The following is a 21,529-nucleotide window of genomic DNA, read 5'->3' on the forward strand; positions in this document are numbered from 1 at the left end:
AAATTTATTTTATGGGGGTTTCAAAATGAAGTATAATTATCTAGGAAATTCGAACCTTAAGGTTTCTGCAGTTGGTTTAGGAACTTGGGCTTATGGTAATGATACATTCGGTAAGGTTGAAGACCAGCAGTCAATTAAAGCAATTAGAGCTGCAGTTGATTCTGGTATAAATCTAATTGACACTGCTCCTGCCTATGGTGATGGTCATGCAGAAGAAGTGGTCGGCAGGGCAATTGAAGGAATAAGAGATCAAGTTATTATTGCTTCTAAATGTGGTACTCACCGAGAAGGCGAAAAATATGTTATGGATTTAAGTCCTCAAAGAATTAGAAAAGAAATGGAAAACTCTTTAAGACGATTAAATGTAGAACAGATAGATATTTATCAAATTCATTGGCCAGATCCAGATACTCCTTTAAAAGAAAGTGTAGAAGAATTATTAAAGTTGAAACAAGAAGGTAAATTCAAATATCTTGCAGTGTGTAATTTTGGGGAAGAATTACTGAAGGAAATTTCAGAGATGACTGATATAATTTCATTACAGCCTCAATATTCATTACTCAAAAGAGATATTGAAAATAAAACAATTCCTTATATTTTAGATAACAATTTAGGAATTTTAAGTTATGGAACTCTTGGTGGCGGTATTTTGAGCGGAAAATATGAAGAAAGACCTCAATTTGATGATGAAAAAGACAATAGAGCTGGGTTTTATCCATTCTTTAGAAAAGAAAATTGGGATCAGACACAAAGCTTAATTAAACTAATAAAAGAAATTGCTGATAAGCATAATCAAAGTCCTGCTCAAGTAGCAATCAATTGGGCAATTAATCGTTCTGGTGTTACAACTGCTTTAGTTGGTGCAAAAAGCGAAAAACAGGCGCGCGAAAATGCAGCAGCAGCAGATTTTAAATTAAGTGGAGAAGAAATGATTGCTTTAACTAAAAAATCAGATGAAGTTATTAAAAATTTAAAGGTTTAAACTAGATATTAAAAATAAACCCCCGAGTTAATTTACTCGGGGTTTTTAATTGGTTTGCTCCGTAAATTATTCTGATTTATCTGTTTCAGAGTTTTCCTTCTTTTCAGCTGCTTTATCTTTTTTTTCTTTATTAGCTTCTATTTTATCGATTAATTCAGGTACTTTTTCTATCAATTTATCCAGAGAGCTTTTATTTTTAACGGGCATCATTTCTACATCGCTGCCCCTAATTACTAAAATAGCATCAGAGGAAATTTTGCAGCCGACTCCTCCACCGCCTCCTCCAGAATTATCTTCTTCTCCAATTCCACCGCCGAGGCCAAAAGATGCTGTAATAATAGGAATTAATTTTACATCTCCCACCTCAATTATTTCCCCAATCACTGTTTCAGTTTTTAAAAAATTATCAAGCTTATCATACATAGACTCCAGAACTTTTTCAGTGCTTTGCATTAGAATCATCCTTTCTTATATTTTAATTGATAGAGGCTCCAAAAAAATTTCAAACTTTTAAGTGATAGAATGAATTTAAAAACCTGCCAGATAATTTTAATTGGTATTATTTTGCCACCTGCATAAGCTTCAGCTTCAAAAATCACCTCCTGCCAGTTGATTCTGGCTTTAATATCTGGATAATCAAATAACTCTTTAAAGGTGTAATAATAGGCTAGAAAAAGACCATTGAAATAAGGGTCAGCAAAGGAAAAAACAAAGTTTAATTTTAAATAATCCATTTTTAGATTTTTTATAATTTCTACAATAAATTTAAAAATATGATTTAAAAATTCTTTATTAATGAGTTTAAAATAAAATTTAAATCCAGCCTTTTCTCTTTTTTCTTTTTTATCTACAGTAGTTTTATTTATTATTTTTTCTTTAATTATTTTTTTTGATTTATTTTCAATAAATCCAGCTATTTTATTATTATCATCTAAATTAAATTCTTTTTTTAAGTTAAAGATTTCTAAGTCTATATATTTTTTGTTAGTATCACCTTTAAAAATAACTTTTAAAAAAATTACCGAAACGGAAAAGCTATAAATCAAATTTTCTTTAAATTTGAAGCTTAAAGCATAGTGATAGGGAAAAGTTATCAACAAAACAATTAAGAAAATTAAGAAAATTATAAATAAAAACAAAAACTGCAGCAATTTAATTTCCCCCTTTCCCCATTTATATTATATCTAAAAAAAGAATGTTTGTATAGTTAAATAATTAATAGACATCAACAGTTACTTTCGATATAATAAACTATAGTTACCAGTTTAGAAGTAAAATTTTAGTGGAGGTAGAGAGTATGGAGTATATTAGTACAAGAAATAATTATAAAAAAGTTAATTCAGCTGCAGCAATTAGTTTAGGGATGGTTCCAGAAGGTGGATTATTTGTACCTAAGCAAATTACTGAATTTACTACAGAAAAAATAATGGCAATGAAAAATAAGGATTATCAAGAGCTTGCAGTTTGGATTTTTAAAGAGTTTTTAAGTGATTTTACTGAAGCAGAAATAAAGGAATCAGTTGCTGAAGCTTATAATAGCGATAATTTTCCTGTTGAAGAAAAAACTCCTTTAGTTAAATTGAACGATAATACTTATATTTTAGAATTATGGCATGGTCCAACTGCAGCTTTTAAAGATATGGCACTACAGATTTTACCACAGCTGCTGTTGAAATCAGTTGAAAAATTAGAAATTAAAAATGAAATTGTAATTTTAGTTGCTACTTCTGGTGATACAGGCAAAGCTGCTCTAGAAGGTTTTAAAGATTTAGAGGGAGTTAAAATTATTGTTTTTTATCCCGAAGATGGTGTCAGCAGAGTTCAGGAAGATCAGATGAAAACAACAACTGGTAATAATACAGCAGTGGTTTCTTTAAAAGGAAATTTTGATGATTGCCAAACAGCTGTGAAAGAGATTTTTGCAGATAAAGATTTTAAAGCAAAAATGGAAAATAATAATTATCAATTTTCCTCAGCAAATTCTATCAATTGGGGGCGACTACTGCCGCAGATTGTATATTATTTTAAAGCATATTTTGATACAATTAAGCAAAATGGAATTAAGGCAGGAGAAAAGATTAATATAACTGTTCCAACAGGTAACTTTGGTAATATCCTGGCTGGGTATTATGCTTATAAAATGGGTTTACCTGTTAACAAATTTATCTGTGCTTCAAATGATAATAAAGTGTTAACCGACTTTTTTGAAACTGGAGTTTACGATATTGAAAGAGATTTTATAAAAACAATCAGTCCTTCAATGGATATTTTGATTTCTTCAAATTTGGAACGATTTTTATTTGAAATGACTGATCATGACAGCCAAAAAATATGTAACTGGTATCAAGAGCTTAAGCAAAATAATAAATTTGAAATTGATCAGCAGACAAAAGAAAAAATGCAAAATCTTTTCAGCGGTCATTATTGTACTGAAGCTGAGGCAAAAACTCAAATAAAATCAACTTATGATAAATTTAATTATTTGCTTGATCCACATACAGCTGTAGCTGTGAATTCTACAAAAAAATATCGAAAACAAAATCATGATTTAAAAACAGCTGTAATTACTTCAACTGCAAATCCATATAAATTTAGTCGGGCTGTTTTAGAATCCTTAAAAGAAGAAAAATTATCTAAAGATGAATATAGGATTATCGAGGAGTTAGAAGAATTAACTGCTGTTGAAATTCATAGAGGAATCAAAGATTTAGAAAATAAGCAGAGCCGACATGATCATAGTTCAAATAAAGATTCTCTCAAAGAAAAGATAACTGAGATTCTTGAACTTAACTAATGAAACAGGGGAAATATTTTGCTTTTTTTGATCTAATCTATAACTTAAGAATATGATAATAGGAGACTAAAAATGGTACTGTTCATGTCTTATCTACCACTTTGGAAAGAAGCTTTAACTCTTGCCTGGCCGGTAATGCTAAATCACATATTTACTACAGCAATGAGAACAACAGATATGATATTAATGGGGTATTTTGGTCCGGCTGCAGTTACCGCTGTTGGACTGGGAGATGTCTGGGAAAGTATCATTTTAAGAATTGCACTTGGTTTGGGAACCGGGAGTATTTCCTTAATTTCTCAAGAAAGCGGAACAAATACGGCTGCTGCAGAGGCCAATAAAGATACAATATTGTCTCAGGTAATTTTAATTTCATTTATTATCGGAATTCCTTTTGTTTTTATCGCTTTCTTTTTTGCAGAAAAAATGATTTCGATACTGGGGGCTGCGCCTAGAGTTATAGAGCTTGGAGCTCAGTATCTTTTAATAATTTTTGCAGCCGCTCCTTTTAGAATCATTGCAATTGTTGCTGCTAGGGCCCTGCAGGGAAGTGGAGATACCAGAACGCCAATGGTTGTCGAGATTTTTTCAAACTTGATTAACATTATTTTGTCAGTTGGATTATCTCTGGGAATTGGGATTTTTCCTCAAATTGGTGTGCCTGGGGTAGGTATCGGAACCTTTACTGCTAAAACAATGTCAGCGATTATATATATTTTAATTTTTTTAAGTCCTAAAAGTGAATTTAATTTAAAAAACCCTATCAAAAATTTTAATTTTATTTTAATTAAACAATTATTTAAAGTAAGTTCACCTAAAATTGCTCAAGGGCTTTATCAAAGTTTTATTACTTTTCCTTTTAATTCTATTGTACTTCTTTTTGGAACAGAAGCTGCAGCCGCCTACCACATCGCTCGTAGAGTTTTCCAACAGTTGATAGCGCCAATGCACCGCTCATATTATACGGTAACTGCTATTTTGAGCGGACAAAAAATTGGGGCAGCTAAAATAGAAGAAAGCAAAAAAACAGTTGAGGCGATGTTAATTTTGACAATTGTATCTATTGGAAGTTTTTCACTTTTAATCTATTTTGGATCACCTGATTTAGTTAGATTATTTGGTGATAATCCAGAAACCTTAAAAATTGCTGTTCGATTTTTAAAAGCCTTAAGCCTTGGAGGGCCAGTTATTACTATTTATGGAGTTTTAGCCGGTCATTTAAATGGGGCTGGAAATACTAATTCAGCTTTTTTTGCAAATGTGATCTCCCAAACTTTATTAAAACTTGCTTTGGCTTATTTACTTGCTGTATATTTTGAGCTTGGATTACTTGGTATTTTAATAGCTCTTCCAGCTGATTTTTTTGGTCGAGCAATCTGGGTAGGAAGAAAATATTTAAGTAATGACTGGATAGCCGAAGCTGATATTCTAATTTCTGAAAGAAGAAAATATAGTAATTAATGCAGGTTAAAATGGTTTTAGATAGAATTATATAACGAGGTGAAAATAGTGGATTTTAAGCAGACTGAAATAAAAGATATTCCTCAGATAATGGAGATTATAAAAGCTGCTCAAAATTATTTAAAGAGTAAAGGCATTGATCAGTGGCAGAATAATTATCCAAACTCTGAAACACTAAAAGAAGATATAAAAAATAATAATTCCTATATTATTACAGATGGAGATAAAATTATTGCAGTCGCAGCAATAATTTTTGGTGATGATCCTACTTACGATTATATAGAAGGTGGCAAATGGTTGAGTTCAGGCAATTATGGAGTTATTCATCGAGCAGCAGTTATAAAAGAATATAAGGGGCGAGGTATTGCCTCAGAAATATTTTCACAAACTTTTGAGTTTGCAAAAAAGAGAGGGATTACAAGTATTCGAATTGATACACATCCAGATAATGAAGCGATGAAGCGGGCAATAAAAAAAGAAAAATTTAATTATTGTGGTATTATTTATACAGAATCTGGTGGTAAAAGATTAGCTTATGAAAAAATATTATAATTTTTAAAGAAAAATAAAATATAGTTATTTTATCGTCTTAGAAAGGAGAATTTAATGAAAGATTTAAAGTACCTAAAACTTTTATCAGAACAGTTTCCAAACATTCCTGAAGTTAGTACTGAAATTATTAACTTGAAGGCTATTTTAAACCTACCAAAAAGCACTGAACACTTTTTAACTGACTTACATGGAGAAGCTGAGGCTTTTAAATATATGTTAAAAACAGCTTCTGGTGTTATTGAATATAAGATAGATCAAATTTTTGGCGATGAATTAAAAGATACTGAAAAAAGAGAGCTGGCAACTTTAATTTTTTATCCTAAATCAAAGATGAAAGAACTAGATGAAAGAGGTGGGATACCACCGGAATGGTATAAAGAAGCCTTAGATTATATGGTGCGTATTTCTCAAGAAGTTTCTTCGATCTATACCAGATCAAAGGTTAGAAAAGCTTTACCAGAAAAATTTGCTTATATTATCGAGGAGCTGCTGCATATTAAAGTATGTGATCCCAATAAAAAAGATTATAAAAATCAAATTTTGACAACTATAATTGAGGTTGGACAGGCTAAAGATTTTATTATAGCATTATCAGAGTTAATTCAGAGTTTTGCAGTTGATAAACTCCATATTATCGGTGATATTTATGATCGAGGACCTTCTCCAGATATTATTATGGATGTTTTAAAATCACATCATAATGTTGATATTCAGTGGGGAAATCATGATATTTTATGGATGGGAGCTGCTCTGGGACAAAAATCTTTAGTTGCTACAGCTTTAAGGATTGCTCTACGTTATGGCAATTTAGAATTTTTAGAAGAAAGATATGGAGTTAATATGAGGCCTCTGGCAAGATTTGCGATGAACTATTATCCTGATCCAGATCCAGAATTATTCAATCCTCATCTGATTGATAGAGAATTAGATGAAAATGAAATTAAAATAATGTCTCAAATGCAGAAAGCTATTGCAATAATTCAATTTAAACTGGAAGGACAGCTAATTAAAAAACATCCTGAATTTAAAATGAATGAAGCCCTATATTTAGAAAAAATTGATTATGATAACTATATTTTAAAGTTAAACGGAAAAGAATATGAATTAACTGATCAAGACCTACCAACAATTGTTGCCGAGGATCCTTATTGCTTAAGTGGCTGGGAAGAAGAAGTTATAAATCAGTTAAGTTATTCTTTTAGAAATAATGATAAACTACAGGAAGACATTAGATATTTATTTAATAATGGCAGTATGTATAAAGAATACAATGGTAATCTTTTATATCACGGCTGTATTCCAATGACAGAAGAGGGAGAGTTTTCTACAATTAAGGTTGATGGTGAAACCTATAGTGGCAAAAAATTAATGGACTTTTTTGATGATATTGTGCGGCGCAGCTATTCAAGTCAAAAAGAAGATGCTGACTTTAAAGATTGGCTTTGGTATCTCTGGCGCGGAGAGTATTCACCTTTATTTGGTAAGGATCGGATGACAACGTTTTTAAGATACTTTACAGATGAAGATGAGCCAGCACTTTATCAGGAAAATAAAAATCCATATTATCAGGCTCGCGAAAACGAAGATATTTGCAAAAAAATACTTTCAGAATTTGAACTAGATACTGAACACGGTCATATTATTAACGGCCATACACCTGTAGCTCAGAAAAAAGGCGAAAGTCCTATTAAAGGTAATGGAAGACTGCTTGTTATTGATGGAGGTATATCTGCTGCTTATCACGAAAAAACCGGGATAGCAGGTTACACTTTAACCTACAGTAATACCAAAATGCGTTTAATTTCGCATGAGCCATTTATCAGTAAAAAAGAAGCTCTGCATAAAGACAGCAGAGATACTATTTCTGCAGTAGAAGTATTAAAGTTTGATAAGCCGCAAAAGATAGCTGATACAGATATTGGAGAAAAATTAAGTGAAGATGTTAAATATTTAATGCAGCTGCTGGAAGCCTATCAAGATGGTATTATTAAAGAAAAATATAATTAGAATTTTATTAAATTATTTACAGTAAAAATAAATTTTAGCTGAAGACCAGAGGATACTGCTTTAAAATAGCAGGTAGGAGATTATTTAAAAACTCCTGCAAATCCTCTGGTCTTTTTTATGTATATTCCAGATCAAAGTAAAAAAAATATCAACTTTTAATAATTTAAAGGATTAAAAAATTGGAATGAAATAAATAAAAGCAACATTGATATAAAAGACAAAATTGAAGATTATAAATTCTGTCATTTATTATAGATGACAGAACTATTTTTCTTTTCCTTGTTATTTAAGCAGTTAAGGAATAAAATTAACTTAGAAATTAAGAAGTCGAATAAAATAATTCTGCACATAAGTGACATAATTTAATAAGAGCAGTATAACTTGATAATTTAAACTTTCTTAATTTTGAAAATTAGTAATTATCAGTTTTTAATTAAAACTTTTGGCCAAAAGGAGTATTTACTATGAAAATTAGTTCTAGAACTAAAAAGATTATCAAAATTCTAATTGAAAATGATGATTATATTGTGACTGATCAAATTGCAGAACAACTGGAAGTAAGTACCAGAACAATATTAAGAGAACTGAAAAAAGTAGAAAAATGGCTGCAAAAAAATAATGTTTTACTGGATAAAAAGAAGGGTACAGGTATTAGATTAAACTGCAGTTCAAAAGAAAAAAGAAGAATTAATGAGATTCTAGAATTTCAAAGTGTGGATAAACATTATTCACCAGATGAAAGAAAAATGATTATTTTAGCAGAACTTCTTAAAGATCAAAGGCCAAATAAATTATATGCCTTTACCAGAATCTGCAATGTTTCGGAAGCCACAATCAGCAATGATTTAGATGAGATTGAAAATTGGGTTGAAGATTATCAGTTAAAACTGATCAGAAAACCAGGTTTGGGTGTTTATCTTAAAGGTAGAGAAAGAGATATTCGAAAGGCCAGCATCAATCTTCTCTATCAAAATTTTAATTTAGAAGAAATATTACTGCTGTTACAGGATAAATATTCTGAAAAAGAGCAGTCATTAAGAAAAACTCTTTCTAAAAATAGACTATTAAACTTAATTGGACTTGATACAATAAACCTTTTAGATGATTATATTAAGGAACTAGAAAAAAATATGAACTACAGGCTGGCTGATGACTCATATGCGGCTTTAATGGTTCATCTTGCAATTGCTTTAAAAAGAATTAAAGATGGAGATCAGATTATAATAGATCAAAAACTTTTAGAAAATATTAGATCAAATGATGAATTTTTAATAGCTAGAAATTTAGTCAACTCTATTGCGGCTGCATTTAATGTAGAAATTCCAGAAGCAGAAGTTGCTTATGTGACAATGCATTTAATGGGCAGCAAAGGTAGAGGTGGAATTTATAATGACGAAATTTCAATGACAGAAGATTATCATTTAGTCTATATTACCAGAAAAATGATTGAAGAAGCTGAAATTGAATTAGGAATCTATTTAGAAGATGATGAAGAACTTTTAATTGGATTGGTTCGTCATTTAGAGCCTACAATTAATAGAATAAAATTAAATTTAGATATTCGCAATCCACTTTTAGAAGAAATAAAAGAAAAATACAGCAAATTATTTGAAGTATCAAAAAAATGTGCTGCTATTTTGGCAAAAGAGGAAGGGATTGAAGTGCCAGAATCTGAAGCAGCATATATTGCAATGCATCTTGGATCAGCAGTTGAAAGAAAGAGTAAACCTCAGCAAAAATTTAGGGCCGCTGTTGCCTGTACCAGTGGAATTGGGGCTTCAAGGCTTCTGGCTTCAAGGCTTAACAAGGAATTTAAAAATATTGAAGTGACTTTCTTGATTTCAACTCTGGATTTCAACAATCAAGAAATAGAAGAATTAAATTTAGATTTAATAATATCTACAGTAGCAATTCCCGAAAGTAAGATTCCTGTAATTGTGGTAAATCCACTGCTAAATGAAAAACAACAGCAGGAAATCAATGATTTTCTCTTAAATCACCCGGCAAAAAAAAGAAATAGAAGTGAAAAAATAACTTTAAAAGAAAAACTAGAAATGATTAATAACTATAATCAAGGAATTTTAGAAGTTTTAAATAATTTCCAGCTTAAAAATGATTATCACTATGTAGATAATAATAAATTAATTAAAGATGCTGGTCAAATGCTGGCAGCTTCGGAGCTCAGAAGAAAGGAAATTGAAAAAGACTTAAGTTTAAGAGAAGAAAAAGGAAGTACAATATTAAAACACAATCAGATTATGCTTTTACACTGTCAGAGTAGAGCAGTAAAGGAGTTATACTTTTCGGTAATTAGACCAAAGAATAGTTTTCAAGTTTCGGCTGAAAATGGTGAAATGACAAAAATCAAAATTGTGATTCTAATGGCAGCTCCACTTAAAGGTAGTACCCAAGGAAGAGAAGTTTTGAGTGAAATTAGTCATTTGCTAATTGAAAATCGAAATTTTATTGATGCTGTAAATAGGGGTAGTAGAGAAGATATTTATTATGATCTTGCAGAGCATTTTGATTATTTTTTACAGCAAAAAAGTACTGTTAAATAGCACAAGGAGGAAAATTAAATGCAAAAAAGTAGTTTTCAAAATAAAGTTCAGAGTTTTGGAAGGTTTTTAAGTGGAATGGTAATGCCTAATATTGGTGCTTTTATCGCCTGGGGTTTAATTACAGCTTTCTTTATTCCAACAGGGTGGATACCAAATGAAGGTCTGGCAGGTCTTGTTGGACCAATGATCACCTATTTATTACCTCTTTTAATAGCTTTTTCTGGTGGGCGTCTGGTTGCCGGAATTAGGGGTGGAGTAATTGGTGCAGTAGCTACTATGGGTGTTATTGTTGGTTCTGACATTCCAATGTTTATTGGAGCAATGGTTATGGGGCCATTTGGTGGTTGGACTATTAAAAAAGTTGATCAAATATTTGAAGGTAAAATTAAGTCCGGTTTTGAAATGCTGGTTAATAACTTTTCAGCTGGTATAGTTGGTGGCCTACTGGCAATATTAGCCTATCAGATTATTGGCCCGGTTGTTGGAGGGTTAAATGAAGCTTTAAGATTAGGAGTAAATGCATTTGTAAGTCGCGGTTTGTTACCCTTAGCTTCAATCTTTATTGAACCTGCCAAAATTTTATTTTTAAATAATGCCATAAATCATGGTGTTTTGGGACCTTTAGGAATTCAGGAAGCAGCAGAGACAGGAAAATCAATATTTTTTATGCTGGAAACAAACCCCGGACCTGGACTTGGAATTTTACTAGCATATTGGATTTTTGCTAAAGGAATGGTCAAACAATCTGCACCTGGTGCAATTATAATTCATTTCTTTGGCGGAATTCACGAAATTTATTTCCCTTATGTTTTAATGAAACCTTCTCTTTTATTAGCAGTTATTGGTGGAGGCGCAAGTGGTATCTTTACATTTAGATTATTTAATACAGGTTTAGTCGCAACACCTTCTCCTGGTAGTATTTTTGCTTATCTGGCAATGACACCAAGAGGAAATTATTTGGGAGTATTTGCCGGTATTTTAGTTGCAACAGCAGTATCTTTTTTAATTGCTTCGGCTTTAATTAAAAGATCAGTCGCCAGAGGAGATACCATGGAATTTGAATCTGCTCAGTCTAAGGTGAGAGAACAAAAAGGTAAAGATCTGCACATGGAAAAAGGAGCAAAAAAAGTAACTGCCTCAGAAGTAAATAAAATTGTTTTTGCCTGTGATGCAGGTATGGGTTCCAGTGCTATGGGAGCAGGTAAATTGCGCAAGAAAATTGAAGCAGCGGGCTTAGATATTGAAGTTGTTAATAAAGCAATTAATGAAATACCTGAAGATGCTCAAATTGTGATTACTCATCAGAATTTAACAAGCAGAGCAAAGGAAAAAGCACCTCAGGCCGAGCATATTTCAATTCAGGATTTTCTACAGACACCAGCCTATGATCAATTAGTTGAAAGATTGACTAGAGAAGGAGCCGATTCAAAAAAGGAAAGCAAAAATGAAAGTAAAACATTAGAAGAAAAAGAAACTGAGTCCAGTTCATCTAAGTCGGTTTCCTCTAATCAAGAAATTTTAAAGAAAGAAAATATAAAACTAGGTTTAGATAGTGTTGAAAGAAATGAAGCAATTAAAATGGCAGGAGAACTGCTGGTAGAAAGTGGATATGTTGATCAAGATTATATTGAAGCAATGCTAGATCGCGAACAAGAAATGACCACCTATATCGGCCAGGGAGTAGCAATTCCTCATGGTGTAGGTAGTGCTAAAAAGAAAATTAATAAAACAGGAATTTCAATACTTCAATTTCCGGATGGAGTTGATTTTGAAGGAGAAAAGGCTTATCTTGTAATTGCAATTGCTGGTGTTGGCAATGAACATCTTAAAGTTCTGGCAAATCTTTCTGAATTAATTGAAGAAAATTCCACAGCGGAAAAGCTAAGAACTACAGATGACCTTGATTATTTTTATGAAAAATTTACACTATAATTTATGAAAAATTAACACAATAAAGATAAGCTTAAATTATTATAAAGTAAAAATAAATAATATAGCTTCCCTATTTAAGTCCAGGTCTCAGAAATTAATTTAACCGGGCTATTAAATAGGGGAGCAAAACTTAAATAAGGGTTGATAATGATGATTAAAACAGTGACCTTAAATCCAGCAGTTGATAAGACAATAATAGTTGAGAGCTTTAAAATCAATCATCTCAATAGAATAAAAAAGGTGCATAAGGATGCTGGAGGTAAGGGGATTAATGTTTCTAAAATGTTAAAAAATTTAGGTCAGCAGAGTACAGCAGCAGGATTTTTAGGTGGAGCAGCAGGTAATTATATTCAAAAAGAAGTTGAAAAGCTTGGAATTAAAACTGAATTTATAGAAACTGAAGATGAAACCAGAACAAATACAAAAATGGTGGATCAAATCAATAACACTTTTACTGATTTAAATGAAGCCGGGGCTGATATTTCTGAGAAAAATATTTCAGAGTTAAAGAAAAAAATATTTACTGATTTAAAAACTGGAGACATTTTAATTTTGGCAGGTAGTGTACCAGCTGGAATTAAAAATAATATTTATTCAAAATTGATAACAACTGCTAAAAAAAGAGGTATTAAAACAATATTGGATGCTGATGGAGTTCTTTTTAGAGAAGGAATTAAAGCAGCTCCAACACTAATTAAACCAAATGAACACGAACTGGCTCTGCATTTTAAAGAGGAATTTAAAGATTTGAAGACAATGATCAGAAAAGCTGAGAGTCTTTTGGATACGGGAATAGAGATGATTATGTTGTCTTTGGGAAAAGAAGGAGCCATTTTTATTACAGCAGATGATAAATATAAAATCAAGCCATTAAAATTAAATGTTAAAAGTACAGTTGGAGCTGGTGATGCAATGGTTGCTGGTCTGGCATATGGCTTAGAAAATGAACTAAAATTAGAAAAAATGCTTAAAACTGCAGCTGCCTGCAGCAGTGCTACTCTAATTAAAGTGGGTACAGAGATGGGAAGCAGAGAAGATGTAGAAAAACTTAGAAAAGAGATAAAAGTAATGAAATTTTAATTTTCTCGAAAATTTAAAACTTAAAAAGGATGATTAATAATGAAAACAAGAGCAGTAAGAATATATGGTGAAAATGATCTTAGATTAGAAGAATTTGAATTACCAGAAATTAAAGATGATGAAATTTTAGCTAGAATAGTTTCTAACAGTATCTGTATGTCAACTTATAAAGCAGTTATTCAGGGTGGCCGCCATAAAAGAGTACCAGATGATGTAGCTGAAAAACCAACTATTACCGGCCACGAATTTGCCGGAGAAATTATTAAGGTAGGTAAAAAGTGGCAGGATCAGTTTGAGCCAGGAGAAAAATTTGCAGTTCAGCCGGCTTTAAATTATAAAGGAAGTCCTTATGCACCAGGTTATTCCTATCAATATTTTGGTGGAAATACTGAATATACAATAATTCCACAGGAAGTTATGGAATTGGGATATCTCTTAAAATATGAGGGAGATGGTTTTTATGAGGCTTCACTTTCAGAACCAATGTCCTGTATTGTAGGGGGTTATCATGCAGTTTACCACACAGAAAGCAATAACTATATTCACAAAATGGGTATTGTTGAAGGTGGAAAAGTTGCGCTCTTGGGTGCAGCTGGACCAATGGGCCTGGGTGCAATCGACTATGCTCTGCATGCAGATCGCAAACCTGCAGTAGTTGTAGTAACTGATATTAACCAGGATCGTTTGGATCGAGCAGCTGCCTTATTTACTCCAGAAGAAGCCAAAAAGCAGGGAGTAGAACTTCATTATATAAACACAGCTGAGATGGAAGATGTACCTGCCGAATTGAAAAGCTTAGTTGAGGGAGAGGGCTATGATGATGTATTTGTCTACGCTCCAGTTAGAGCACTGGCTGAACAGGGTGATCAAATTTTAGGAAAAGATGGCTGTATGAACTTTTTTGCAGGTCCAACTGATAAAGAACTTTCCGCAGAATTTAATTTATACAATATTCATTATTCGCCAACTCATATTATGGGTTCTACAGGTGGTAATGATGATGATATGCGCGAATCATTAAAACTCTCTGCGGCAGGAAGATTAAATCCGGCAACAATGATTACTCATGTTGGAGGACTGGACAGTGCAGCAGATACTATTCAAAATTTACCAAAGATTCCAGGTGGTAAAAAACTAATTTATAACGCTGTTGATCTGGAATTAACTGCTTTAGAAGACTTTGCTAAAAAAGGAGAACAAGATCCTAAATATGCTGAGTTGGCAGAAATTATTGCAGATAATAAGGGACTTTGGTCAGCAAAAGCAGAAAAATATTTACTTGACAATTTTTCTAAATAAAATAAGACTTCAAGTTAAAATTATAGCTCTAGAAGGAGTGAATAAATTGAAAAAAGCAGAATTCATATTAGAACATGAAGAAGGATTTCATGCCAGACCAGCCGGAATATTTTCCAAGTTAGCTGGTAAGTTTAAATCAGATATAGTATTATTTAAAAATGGTAATGAAGAAAAAGAATATAACCCTAAAAGCATAATTTCAATTATGACTATGGGAGCAACAAAAAATGATAAAATTACAATTCAGGCAGACGGTAGTGATGAAGAAGAGGCAGTGACTTCACTGCTTGATTTAGTAGCAAATGATTTTAAATTAGCTGAATAAATTCAGTTAATTTAATTATAGAGTTACAGCAATAATATATTGAAAGGCCCATCATTGTGGACAGGTGATGGGTCTTTTTAGATTTATGTTCAGCTTAACTGAAATGTCATATTATGTCGAAAAAACAATAATTTTAGAAAAAATCAATAAAAAAAGCAGGAATCGTGAAATTTATAATGAATAATATATAGTATCGATAAAAATTTAAATAGGGAGGGTTATTGTGAGAGGAAAGTGGAGTTATTTATTATTTTTACCAGCTGTATTATTTATAATATCCTTTTTAGTAGTACCTATCTTACTGACTATGGTCAGCACAGTTCAGGTAGATGGCGGCTGGACATTAAGTGGATACACTAATTTTTTTAAAGATTACTACTTAAGAGATATCTATTTTAGAACACTCAAGATCGCTGGGATAACAACTATTTTAGCGGCTTTTTTAGGTTTTCCTACCTCATATTATATTTCAAGATCTGCTAAGAAATATAGAGGTATTTTTTTAGTTCTAGCAGTTTTTCCACTGCTGACAAGTCCAGTGGTTCGTTCATTTAGCTGGATGATAATTTTAGGAAAAAATGGGATTATTAATGATATTTTAATGACTTTATCATTAGTCGATGAGCCCCTAAATTTGCTTTACACCGAGTTTTCTGTAATCACAGGTCTTTTATATCTATTTCTACCGCTAATGATTTTATCACTGGTAGGAGTTATGGAAAATATTGATGGAGAATTAATTAGAGCAGCCGAAAGTCTGGGAGCCTCAAAATTTAAGGCATTTATGAAAATAGTTTTTCCTTTAAGTTTACCAGGCTTAATCATTGGTACAGCCCTTGTTTTTACAGGCAGTTTTACAGCTTATACTACCCCAATGCTTTTAGGTGGAGATAAGACAAGAGTTTTATCAACTTTGATATATGAAAATGCACTGTCATTATTTAACTGGGAGCAGGCATCAATAATTGCTGCAGTAATGATTATAACTACCTTTACCATAGTTATTTTAATCAATTATTTCTCAGATAAGCTTAATCCAGGAGGTGTAAAATAGTGAATGAAAAAGGTAAAACTTTGAGTATTTTTACTTTATTAGTTTATTTTTTCTTAATTGCACCACTTTTAATAATTGCAGTCACCGCTTTTGGAGAGTCTGAATTTCTAAAATTTCCTCCTGATGCTTTTTCAATCAGGTGGTTTATTAATGTTTTACAGACTGAAATGTTTATTAATACATTTATTATAAGTTTAAAAGTTGCTGTTATTTCTACATTTTTAGCACTTTTAATGGGGATTCCCGCTTCTTATATTATCAGTAGAGGTAATTTTAAACACAAAAGATTAGTAGAATCATTCTTTTTATCACCGGTTTTAATTCCACAGATAGTCTTTGGATTTTCATTATTTAATTTTTTAATAATTAAATTGAAGCTGCCGGTATTTACCAGTCTTTTAATCGGCCACACTATTTTTATAATTCCTTACATAATTAGAGTAATTTCTGCCAACTTAGAGAATTTTGATTATGAAATAGAAGAGGCAGCAGTTATTTTTGGGGCCAGCCCCTTAAAAACATTTTTTATTATAGTATTACCAAATATCAGTTCAGGAGTCATAGCAAGTTTTATCCTGGCTTTTATTAATTCTTTTAATAATGTTCCTATCTCAGTTTTTCTAACCGGTCCGGGAATCAGTACCCTGCCGATTCAGATGATGAGCTATGTCGAATATTATTTTGATCCCACAGTTGCAGCACTTTCTGTTTTACTAATGCTGATGACTACAGTTTTGATGTTTATTATAGAAAGAAGTTTAGGTCTAAATTATTTTGTAGAAAATTAGTAGGAGGTAAGAGATGTCTTTTCTTTCATTAGAGAACTTAAAAGTTGCATATGGTAAAAATACAGTTTTAGAAGATTTTAATCTGAGCATTAATCAGGGAGAATTTGTCTCATTATTAGGTCCCAGCGGCTGTGGTAAAACAACCACTTTAAGATCAATAGCTGGTTTTGTCAAAGCGCAAAAGGGTAAAATAATGTTTAAGGGTCAAGATTTTACAGATGTACCAGTACATAAAAAACACTTTGGTTTTGTCTTTCAAAATTACGCCTTATTTCCCCATTTAAATGTTTTTGACAATGTTGCTTTTGGACTTAAAATGCAGAAAACAGCAGAAAAAGAGATCAAAGAAAGAGTAGAAAAAATGATAGAGCTGGTAGGCTTAAGTGGTTTTTTAAAAAGATATCCAGCAGAATTATCAGGAGGCCAGCAGCAGCGGGTTGCTTTAGCTAGAGCCTTAGTAATTGAGCCAGACTTACTGCTTTTAGATGAGCCTTTAAGTAATCTTGATGCTAAACTGCGGGTGGAAATGAGAGTTGAAATTAGAAATATTCAGCAGAAATTAGGACTGACCACAGTTTATGTAACCCATGACCAGGAAGAATGTTTTTCGATTTCCGACCGAGTAGTAGTTATGAAAGATGGCGAAATAGAGCAGTTAGACAGTCCTGAAAAAATATATAGGAAACCAGAAACAGAATTTGTCGCAGATTTTGTAGGTTTTGAAAACTTCTTTGATCTTTTTCAAGCAGAAGAGGCCTTTAAAACAGCTAAAGGTGAATTATTTAAAGTAAGTTCTGCTGATTTAAATACCAATATAGATAAGTTCCGGGCATCAATTCGCCCTAATGATATAGAAATTACTTTGGCTGGAGGTGAGGAAAAAGAAAATACTATCAGCGGAGAAATTAAAATCAGTACTTTTTTAGGTGAAAAATATCAGTATAATGTTAAAACAGAGTATGGAGAATTTGTTGTCAATGCAGCCACTGAAAAACGAATTGAAAATAATAAAAAAGTTAATTTATATTTTCCAGAAGAAAAAATAATTCTTGTCAGGGAGGAATAAAATGTTTAAAAAATACTTACCGATTTTCTTAATTACTATTTTTGTTCTGTCAATTGTTTTATCGTCAGCAGTAATGGCTAAAGAAACACTCGTAATCTCAACCTGGGGTTATAATGAGGATCTTTTATGGAAGAATCTTTATCAACCATTTGAAGAAAAATATGATTGTGAAATTCAATTAGAAGTAGGAAACAACTCGACTCGTTTAAACAAAGTTAAAATGCGTCAGGGATCAACAGTAGATGTAATTTATTTAGCAGAATCTTATGCACTTGATGCCATCAATTCAGGCATGATTGCTGAGCTAAATAGAGATAACATTCCTAATATCGAAAAATTATATCCAGTTGCAAAAGCTCCACATGGTGAGCAGTATGGACCTGCTTATACATTGGTTAAGCTGGGTATTATTTATGATCAAAATGCTGTAGACGAGCCTATTGAATCCTGGTTTGATCTCTGGAATCAATCTTTTGAAGATAATGTTTCAATTCCAGACTTTAATACTACTGCCGGGCCAGCAATGTTAATCATGGCTGCCGAAAAAGCAGGAGTAGAGCTTGCTGAAAATCCTGATCAAGCTTTTGCTGAATTAGAAAAAATGAAAGAAAATGTTGTTAAAAATTATTCTCGCTCATCTGATGTAGCAAATATGTTTGCTCAAGGAGAAATTGCTGCAGCACCTGCAATGGACTTTGCTTTCTTTAGAGTTAAAGATGCTGTTGATGGAGCAGTCTGGTTAAATCCTGAAGAAGGTTCTTTTGCTAACTTTAATACTTTAAATATTGTTAAAGGCAGTGATAATCAGGAGCTGGCTGAGAAATTCATCAACTATGCCATCAGTGAAGAAGTACAGACTAAAATGGCTATGGATAAGGTTGAATCTCCTTTAAATACAGAAGTTGAATTAACTGCAGCTGAGGCTGAAGGTTTAACTTATGGTGCAGAATTAATTAATAGCTTAAACACAATTGACTGGAATTTAATCAATGAAAACAAAGAAGCCTGGATGCAGCGCTGGAACAGAATGTTTGCTTATTAAAATCAAAAAAATGAAATATTTGAAAAGAAATTTAATAAATTACAAAAATAATCAAATAGCAGTTTAGGGGGATTTATGGTGGAAGAAGTAGATATCTTATTTAAAAATGCAAATATATATAATAGTTATTTCAAAAAGTTCTTTCAGGGACATTTAGCAGTAAAAAATAAAAAGATTGTATATACTGCAGAAAAATATCCAAAAAACATTAAGGCAAAAAAAGAAATAGAGGCGGCAGGGAAGTTTATTATTCCAGGTTTAATTGATATTCACATGCATATAGAAAGTTCAATGGCAGCACCAAAGCAGTTTGCAGCCGAAATTATTAAACACGGTATAACAACTATTGTTTCTGAGCCCCACGAAATAGCAAATGTTTTTGGAATTGAAGGTATTAAAGCAATGATTAAAGCTGGAGAAGAGGCAGCAGTAGATATTTACTATGCTATTCCCAGTTCTGTTCCTTCCACCTCCTCAAAACTGGAAACAACAGGTGCCAAAATCTCCGTTCAAGAAGTTAAAGAACTAATAACAGAAGAAAAAGTTGTCTGTCTGGGTGAGGTAATGAACAATGAAGCTGTTTTAACTGGAGATCAGAGCCTGCCGATTAATAAAATTTTAAGTTTTTTAAATAAAAATCATCCAGATTATATTATTGAGGGACACATTCCATCTTTGCTGGGGGAAGAGCTGGCTCAATTTGCAGCAGCCGGAATTAATTCTGACCATTGTCTGCAGTCAGTCGAAAGACTAAAGGATAGAATCTATAATGGAATTTTTGTAGAAATCCAGGAAAAATCACTGCGCCCTGAAGTCATTAATTATATTATCCAAAATGATTTGTATGAACACCTAGCTTTAGTAACTGATGATGTAATGGCTGATACTTTAGTAAAAAAAGGTCATTTAGATCATATCTTAAGAAAAATTGTTAAAATGGGAGTTAGTATCGAAAATGCTATCTATATGGCAACTTATACTCCAGCAAGGAGAATGAGATTATCTGATCGCGGCAGTTTAGCTCCTAACAAAAGAGCAGATTTTATTATCTTAGATGATTTAGAGTCATTTGAAATTGCAGAGGTTTATACAGAGGGTAAAAAAGTTTATAATCAGGCTCAAGCAAAAACTGAAAATTATGCTAAAGCTTTTCCAGCTAAATTTTATAAGTCAGTTAAGATTGATAAATTGACTAAAGAAAAATTGCAGATAAAACATTTTTCAAATAAAGAAAAAGTTAAGTGCCGAATCATTGAAGTTAAATCCGAAAGTACTTATACAGCAGAAAAAACTGCAGAATTAAAACTAAAAAATGGATTTTTAGACTGGGAGAATAGTGAATATAATTTAGCAGCAGTAATCTCTCGCTATGGTAACCATAATTTTGCTAAAGGCTTAATTACAGGCAGCACTATTAAAAAAGGAGCCATTGCCACTACTTATGCCCATGACCACCATAATTTATATTTAATTGCTGCCAATATGGAGGATGCTTTACTAGCTGCTAACTGGGTAATCGAAAATCAGGGCGGATACTGTGTGGTAGAAAACGGGGAAATTAAAGCCTCACTCCAGCTTGAGGTAGCCGGGATTTTAACAGAAAAACCGCTAGATTTACTGGCAGAAAAAATTTCAAAAATTCGAGAAGCGATGATTGAACTTGGTTATCAACACTATAACCCAATCATGTCCTTAAGCACCAACACCTTACCGGTAAGTCCAGCTTTAAAAATTACTGATAGAGGTTTAATAGATGTAGAAAAAATGGAAATTGTTAATTTAATTATTGATGAGGAGGAATAACTAAAAGTGGACTACGATAAAACATTACAAAAACATATTCGTTGTAAAAAAGGAGATGTAGCTAAATACGTTTTAATTCCGGGTGATCCAGGCCGGGCAGAACGAATTGCAGCTAAATTTGATCAGGCAGAAAAAATAGCTGTTAATAGAGAATATACTGTTTTTACAGGTGAGAAAGATGGAGTAGAATTAACTGTCTGCTCAACTGGTATTGGTGGTCCTTCCGCAGCTATTGCGATGGAAGAGCTGGCTAAACTGGGAGCAGATACCTTTATTCGAGTTGGTTCAGCTGGCGGCAGAAAAGAGGAGATGCCGGTTGGTAGTGTAGCAGTTATTAATTCCGCCTATCGCGGCGAAGGAACTTCTTTTGAATATTTAGCAGCCAATTACCCGGCTGTTGCCGATGATACAATTACTGATGCCCTTAAAAAAGCTGCTGCAGACTTAGGAGAAGATGTCTATATTGGCGGCAGTTATACCAGAGATGCTTATTATATGCAGGATCAGGAATTGAACCAGGAACTTTTAAATACCCAGATGATAGTTTCAGAAATGGAATGTGCCACTTTATTTATAGTAGCTGCCAAAAGAAATTTGAAGGTTGGAGCTATTGTAGGTACTGATTCTAATATTATTAAGAAAAAACAGTTCAGCCTTGAAGAAAAGGATAGACTATTTAAAGAGGCTGAGTCTAAATCAATTGAGATTGCAATTCAGGCATTAGTTGATTTAGCAAAAACAGAATAATAATCTAAAATTATTTTAATTTAAAAGCTCATGTCT

The 21,529-nt window shown here is 32.3% G+C and carries 18 protein-coding genes; 16 read left to right on the plus strand and 2 right to left on the minus strand.

The window, feature by feature from the left end:
* Positions 1-25: 25 nt before the first annotated feature.
* A complete protein-coding gene (locus HSACCH_RS03470; RefSeq protein ID WP_005487871.1) occupies positions 26-982 on the plus strand; it encodes an aldo/keto reductase in 957 nt (318 codons plus the stop codon).
* Between the two features lie 66 nt (positions 983-1,048).
* Here the strand turns inward: HSACCH_RS03470 and HSACCH_RS03475 are convergent, their stop codons facing one another.
* Both HSACCH_RS03475 and HSACCH_RS03480 read right to left on the minus strand, forming a co-directional pair.
* Positions 1,049-1,435 carry a GerW family sporulation protein gene (locus HSACCH_RS03475; RefSeq protein WP_005487872.1) on the minus strand — a complete coding sequence of 129 codons (387 nt, stop codon included), beginning with the start codon at positions 1,433-1,435 and terminating at the stop codon, positions 1,049-1,051.
* A 5-nt stretch (positions 1,436-1,440) separates the two neighbouring features.
* Positions 1,441-2,133, minus strand: coding sequence for a hypothetical protein (locus tag HSACCH_RS03480; protein ID WP_005487874.1), 693 nt, complete (start codon positions 2,131-2,133; stop codon positions 1,441-1,443).
* 146 nt (positions 2,134-2,279) lie between these two features.
* Here HSACCH_RS03480 and thrC point away from each other — a divergent pair, with 146 nt between their 5' ends.
* The 15 genes from thrC (at position 2,280) to HSACCH_RS03555 (ending at position 21,493) form a co-directional block, all read left to right on the plus strand.
* Complete coding sequence (thrC, locus tag HSACCH_RS03485; protein WP_005487875.1) at positions 2,280-3,776, plus strand: threonine synthase; 1,497 nt, start codon at positions 2,280-2,282, stop codon at positions 3,774-3,776.
* Between the two features lie 72 nt (positions 3,777-3,848).
* A complete protein-coding gene (locus HSACCH_RS03490; protein ID WP_005487876.1) occupies positions 3,849-5,237 on the plus strand; it encodes an MATE family efflux transporter in 1,389 nt (462 codons plus the stop codon).
* 48 nt (positions 5,238-5,285) lie between these two features.
* Positions 5,286-5,789 (plus strand): GNAT family N-acetyltransferase, encoded by a 504-nt coding sequence (locus tag HSACCH_RS03495; protein ID WP_005487877.1) that lies wholly within the window; start codon positions 5,286-5,288, stop codon positions 5,787-5,789.
* A gap of 54 nt (positions 5,790-5,843) precedes the next feature.
* On the plus strand, positions 5,844-7,796 hold the full coding sequence (locus HSACCH_RS03500; RefSeq protein WP_005487878.1) for a fructose-bisphosphatase class III: 1,953 nt from the start codon (positions 5,844-5,846) through the stop codon (positions 7,794-7,796).
* A 464-nt stretch (positions 7,797-8,260) separates the two neighbouring features.
* Positions 8,261-10,357 (plus strand): BglG family transcription antiterminator, encoded by a 2,097-nt coding sequence (locus HSACCH_RS03505; RefSeq protein WP_005487879.1) that lies wholly within the window; start codon positions 8,261-8,263, stop codon positions 10,355-10,357.
* An 18-nt stretch (positions 10,358-10,375) separates the two neighbouring features.
* Positions 10,376-12,289, plus strand: coding sequence for a PTS mannitol transporter subunit IICBA (locus HSACCH_RS03510; protein ID WP_005487880.1), 1,914 nt, complete (start codon positions 10,376-10,378; stop codon positions 12,287-12,289).
* 147 nt (positions 12,290-12,436) lie between these two features.
* Entirely contained in the window at positions 12,437-13,369 is a 933-nt protein-coding gene (gene pfkB / locus HSACCH_RS03515) for a 1-phosphofructokinase (RefSeq protein ID WP_235043986.1), read from the plus strand.
* A 39-nt stretch (positions 13,370-13,408) separates the two neighbouring features.
* Entirely contained in the window at positions 13,409-14,668 is a 1,260-nt protein-coding gene (locus HSACCH_RS03520; protein ID WP_005487883.1) for a zinc-binding dehydrogenase, read from the plus strand.
* A 37-nt stretch (positions 14,669-14,705) separates the two neighbouring features.
* Positions 14,706-14,993: an HPr family phosphocarrier protein gene (locus HSACCH_RS03525; RefSeq protein ID WP_407635721.1), complete on the plus strand. Its 288-nt coding sequence runs from the start codon at positions 14,706-14,708 to the stop codon at positions 14,991-14,993.
* Between the two features lie 223 nt (positions 14,994-15,216).
* Positions 15,217-16,047, plus strand: a complete 831-nt coding sequence (locus tag HSACCH_RS03530) for an ABC transporter permease (protein WP_005487888.1) — start codon at positions 15,217-15,219, stop codon at positions 16,045-16,047.
* Positions 16,047-16,835 (plus strand): ABC transporter permease, encoded by a 789-nt coding sequence (locus tag HSACCH_RS03535; RefSeq protein WP_005487890.1) that lies wholly within the window; start codon positions 16,047-16,049, stop codon positions 16,833-16,835. Before HSACCH_RS03530 ends, HSACCH_RS03535 begins: the two co-directional genes overlap by 1 nt.
* Positions 16,836-16,848: 13 nt before the next feature.
* A complete protein-coding gene (locus tag HSACCH_RS03540) occupies positions 16,849-17,901 on the plus strand; it encodes an ABC transporter ATP-binding protein (RefSeq protein ID WP_005487891.1) in 1,053 nt (350 codons plus the stop codon).
* Position 17,902: 1 nt separating this feature from the next.
* On the plus strand, positions 17,903-18,943 hold the full coding sequence (locus tag HSACCH_RS03545) for an ABC transporter substrate-binding protein (RefSeq protein WP_005487893.1): 1,041 nt from the start codon (positions 17,903-17,905) through the stop codon (positions 18,941-18,943).
* Between the two features lie 75 nt (positions 18,944-19,018).
* Positions 19,019-20,746 (plus strand): adenine deaminase, encoded by a 1,728-nt coding sequence (locus HSACCH_RS03550; protein WP_005487895.1) that lies wholly within the window; start codon positions 19,019-19,021, stop codon positions 20,744-20,746.
* A 6-nt stretch (positions 20,747-20,752) separates the two neighbouring features.
* Positions 20,753-21,493: a nucleoside phosphorylase gene (locus tag HSACCH_RS03555; protein WP_005487896.1), complete on the plus strand. Its 741-nt coding sequence runs from the start codon at positions 20,753-20,755 to the stop codon at positions 21,491-21,493.
* The last annotated feature ends 36 nt before the right edge of the window (positions 21,494-21,529 follow it).

The sequence above is a fragment of the Halanaerobium saccharolyticum subsp. saccharolyticum DSM 6643 genome, assembly GCF_000350165.1.
Taxonomy (GTDB): domain Bacteria; phylum Bacillota; class Halanaerobiia; order Halanaerobiales; family Halanaerobiaceae; genus Halanaerobium; species Halanaerobium saccharolyticum.

Coding starts and splice junctions, on each gene's coding strand:
- HSACCH_RS03470 (WP_005487871.1), top strand. CDS start 26: ATGAAGTATAATTATCTAGGAAATTCGAACCTTAAGGTTTCTGCAGTT.
- HSACCH_RS03475 (WP_005487872.1), bottom strand. CDS start 1,435: ATGCAAAGCACTGAAAAAGTTCTGGAGTCTATGTATGATAAGCTTGAT.
- thrC (WP_005487875.1), top strand. CDS start 2,280: ATGGAGTATATTAGTACAAGAAATAATTATAAAAAAGTTAATTCAGCT.
- HSACCH_RS03490 (WP_005487876.1), top strand. CDS start 3,849: ATGGTACTGTTCATGTCTTATCTACCACTTTGGAAAGAAGCTTTAACT.
- HSACCH_RS03500 (WP_005487878.1), top strand. CDS start 5,844: ATGAAAGATTTAAAGTACCTAAAACTTTTATCAGAACAGTTTCCAAAC.
- HSACCH_RS03505 (WP_005487879.1), top strand. CDS start 8,261: ATGAAAATTAGTTCTAGAACTAAAAAGATTATCAAAATTCTAATTGAA.
- HSACCH_RS03510 (WP_005487880.1), top strand. CDS start 10,376: ATGCAAAAAAGTAGTTTTCAAAATAAAGTTCAGAGTTTTGGAAGGTTT.
- pfkB (WP_235043986.1), top strand. CDS start 12,437: ATGATGATTAAAACAGTGACCTTAAATCCAGCAGTTGATAAGACAATA.
- HSACCH_RS03520 (WP_005487883.1), top strand. CDS start 13,409: ATGAAAACAAGAGCAGTAAGAATATATGGTGAAAATGATCTTAGATTA.
- HSACCH_RS03540 (WP_005487891.1), top strand. CDS start 16,849: ATGTCTTTTCTTTCATTAGAGAACTTAAAAGTTGCATATGGTAAAAAT.
- HSACCH_RS03545 (WP_005487893.1), top strand. CDS start 17,903: ATGTTTAAAAAATACTTACCGATTTTCTTAATTACTATTTTTGTTCTG.
- HSACCH_RS03550 (WP_005487895.1), top strand. CDS start 19,019: ATGGTGGAAGAAGTAGATATCTTATTTAAAAATGCAAATATATATAAT.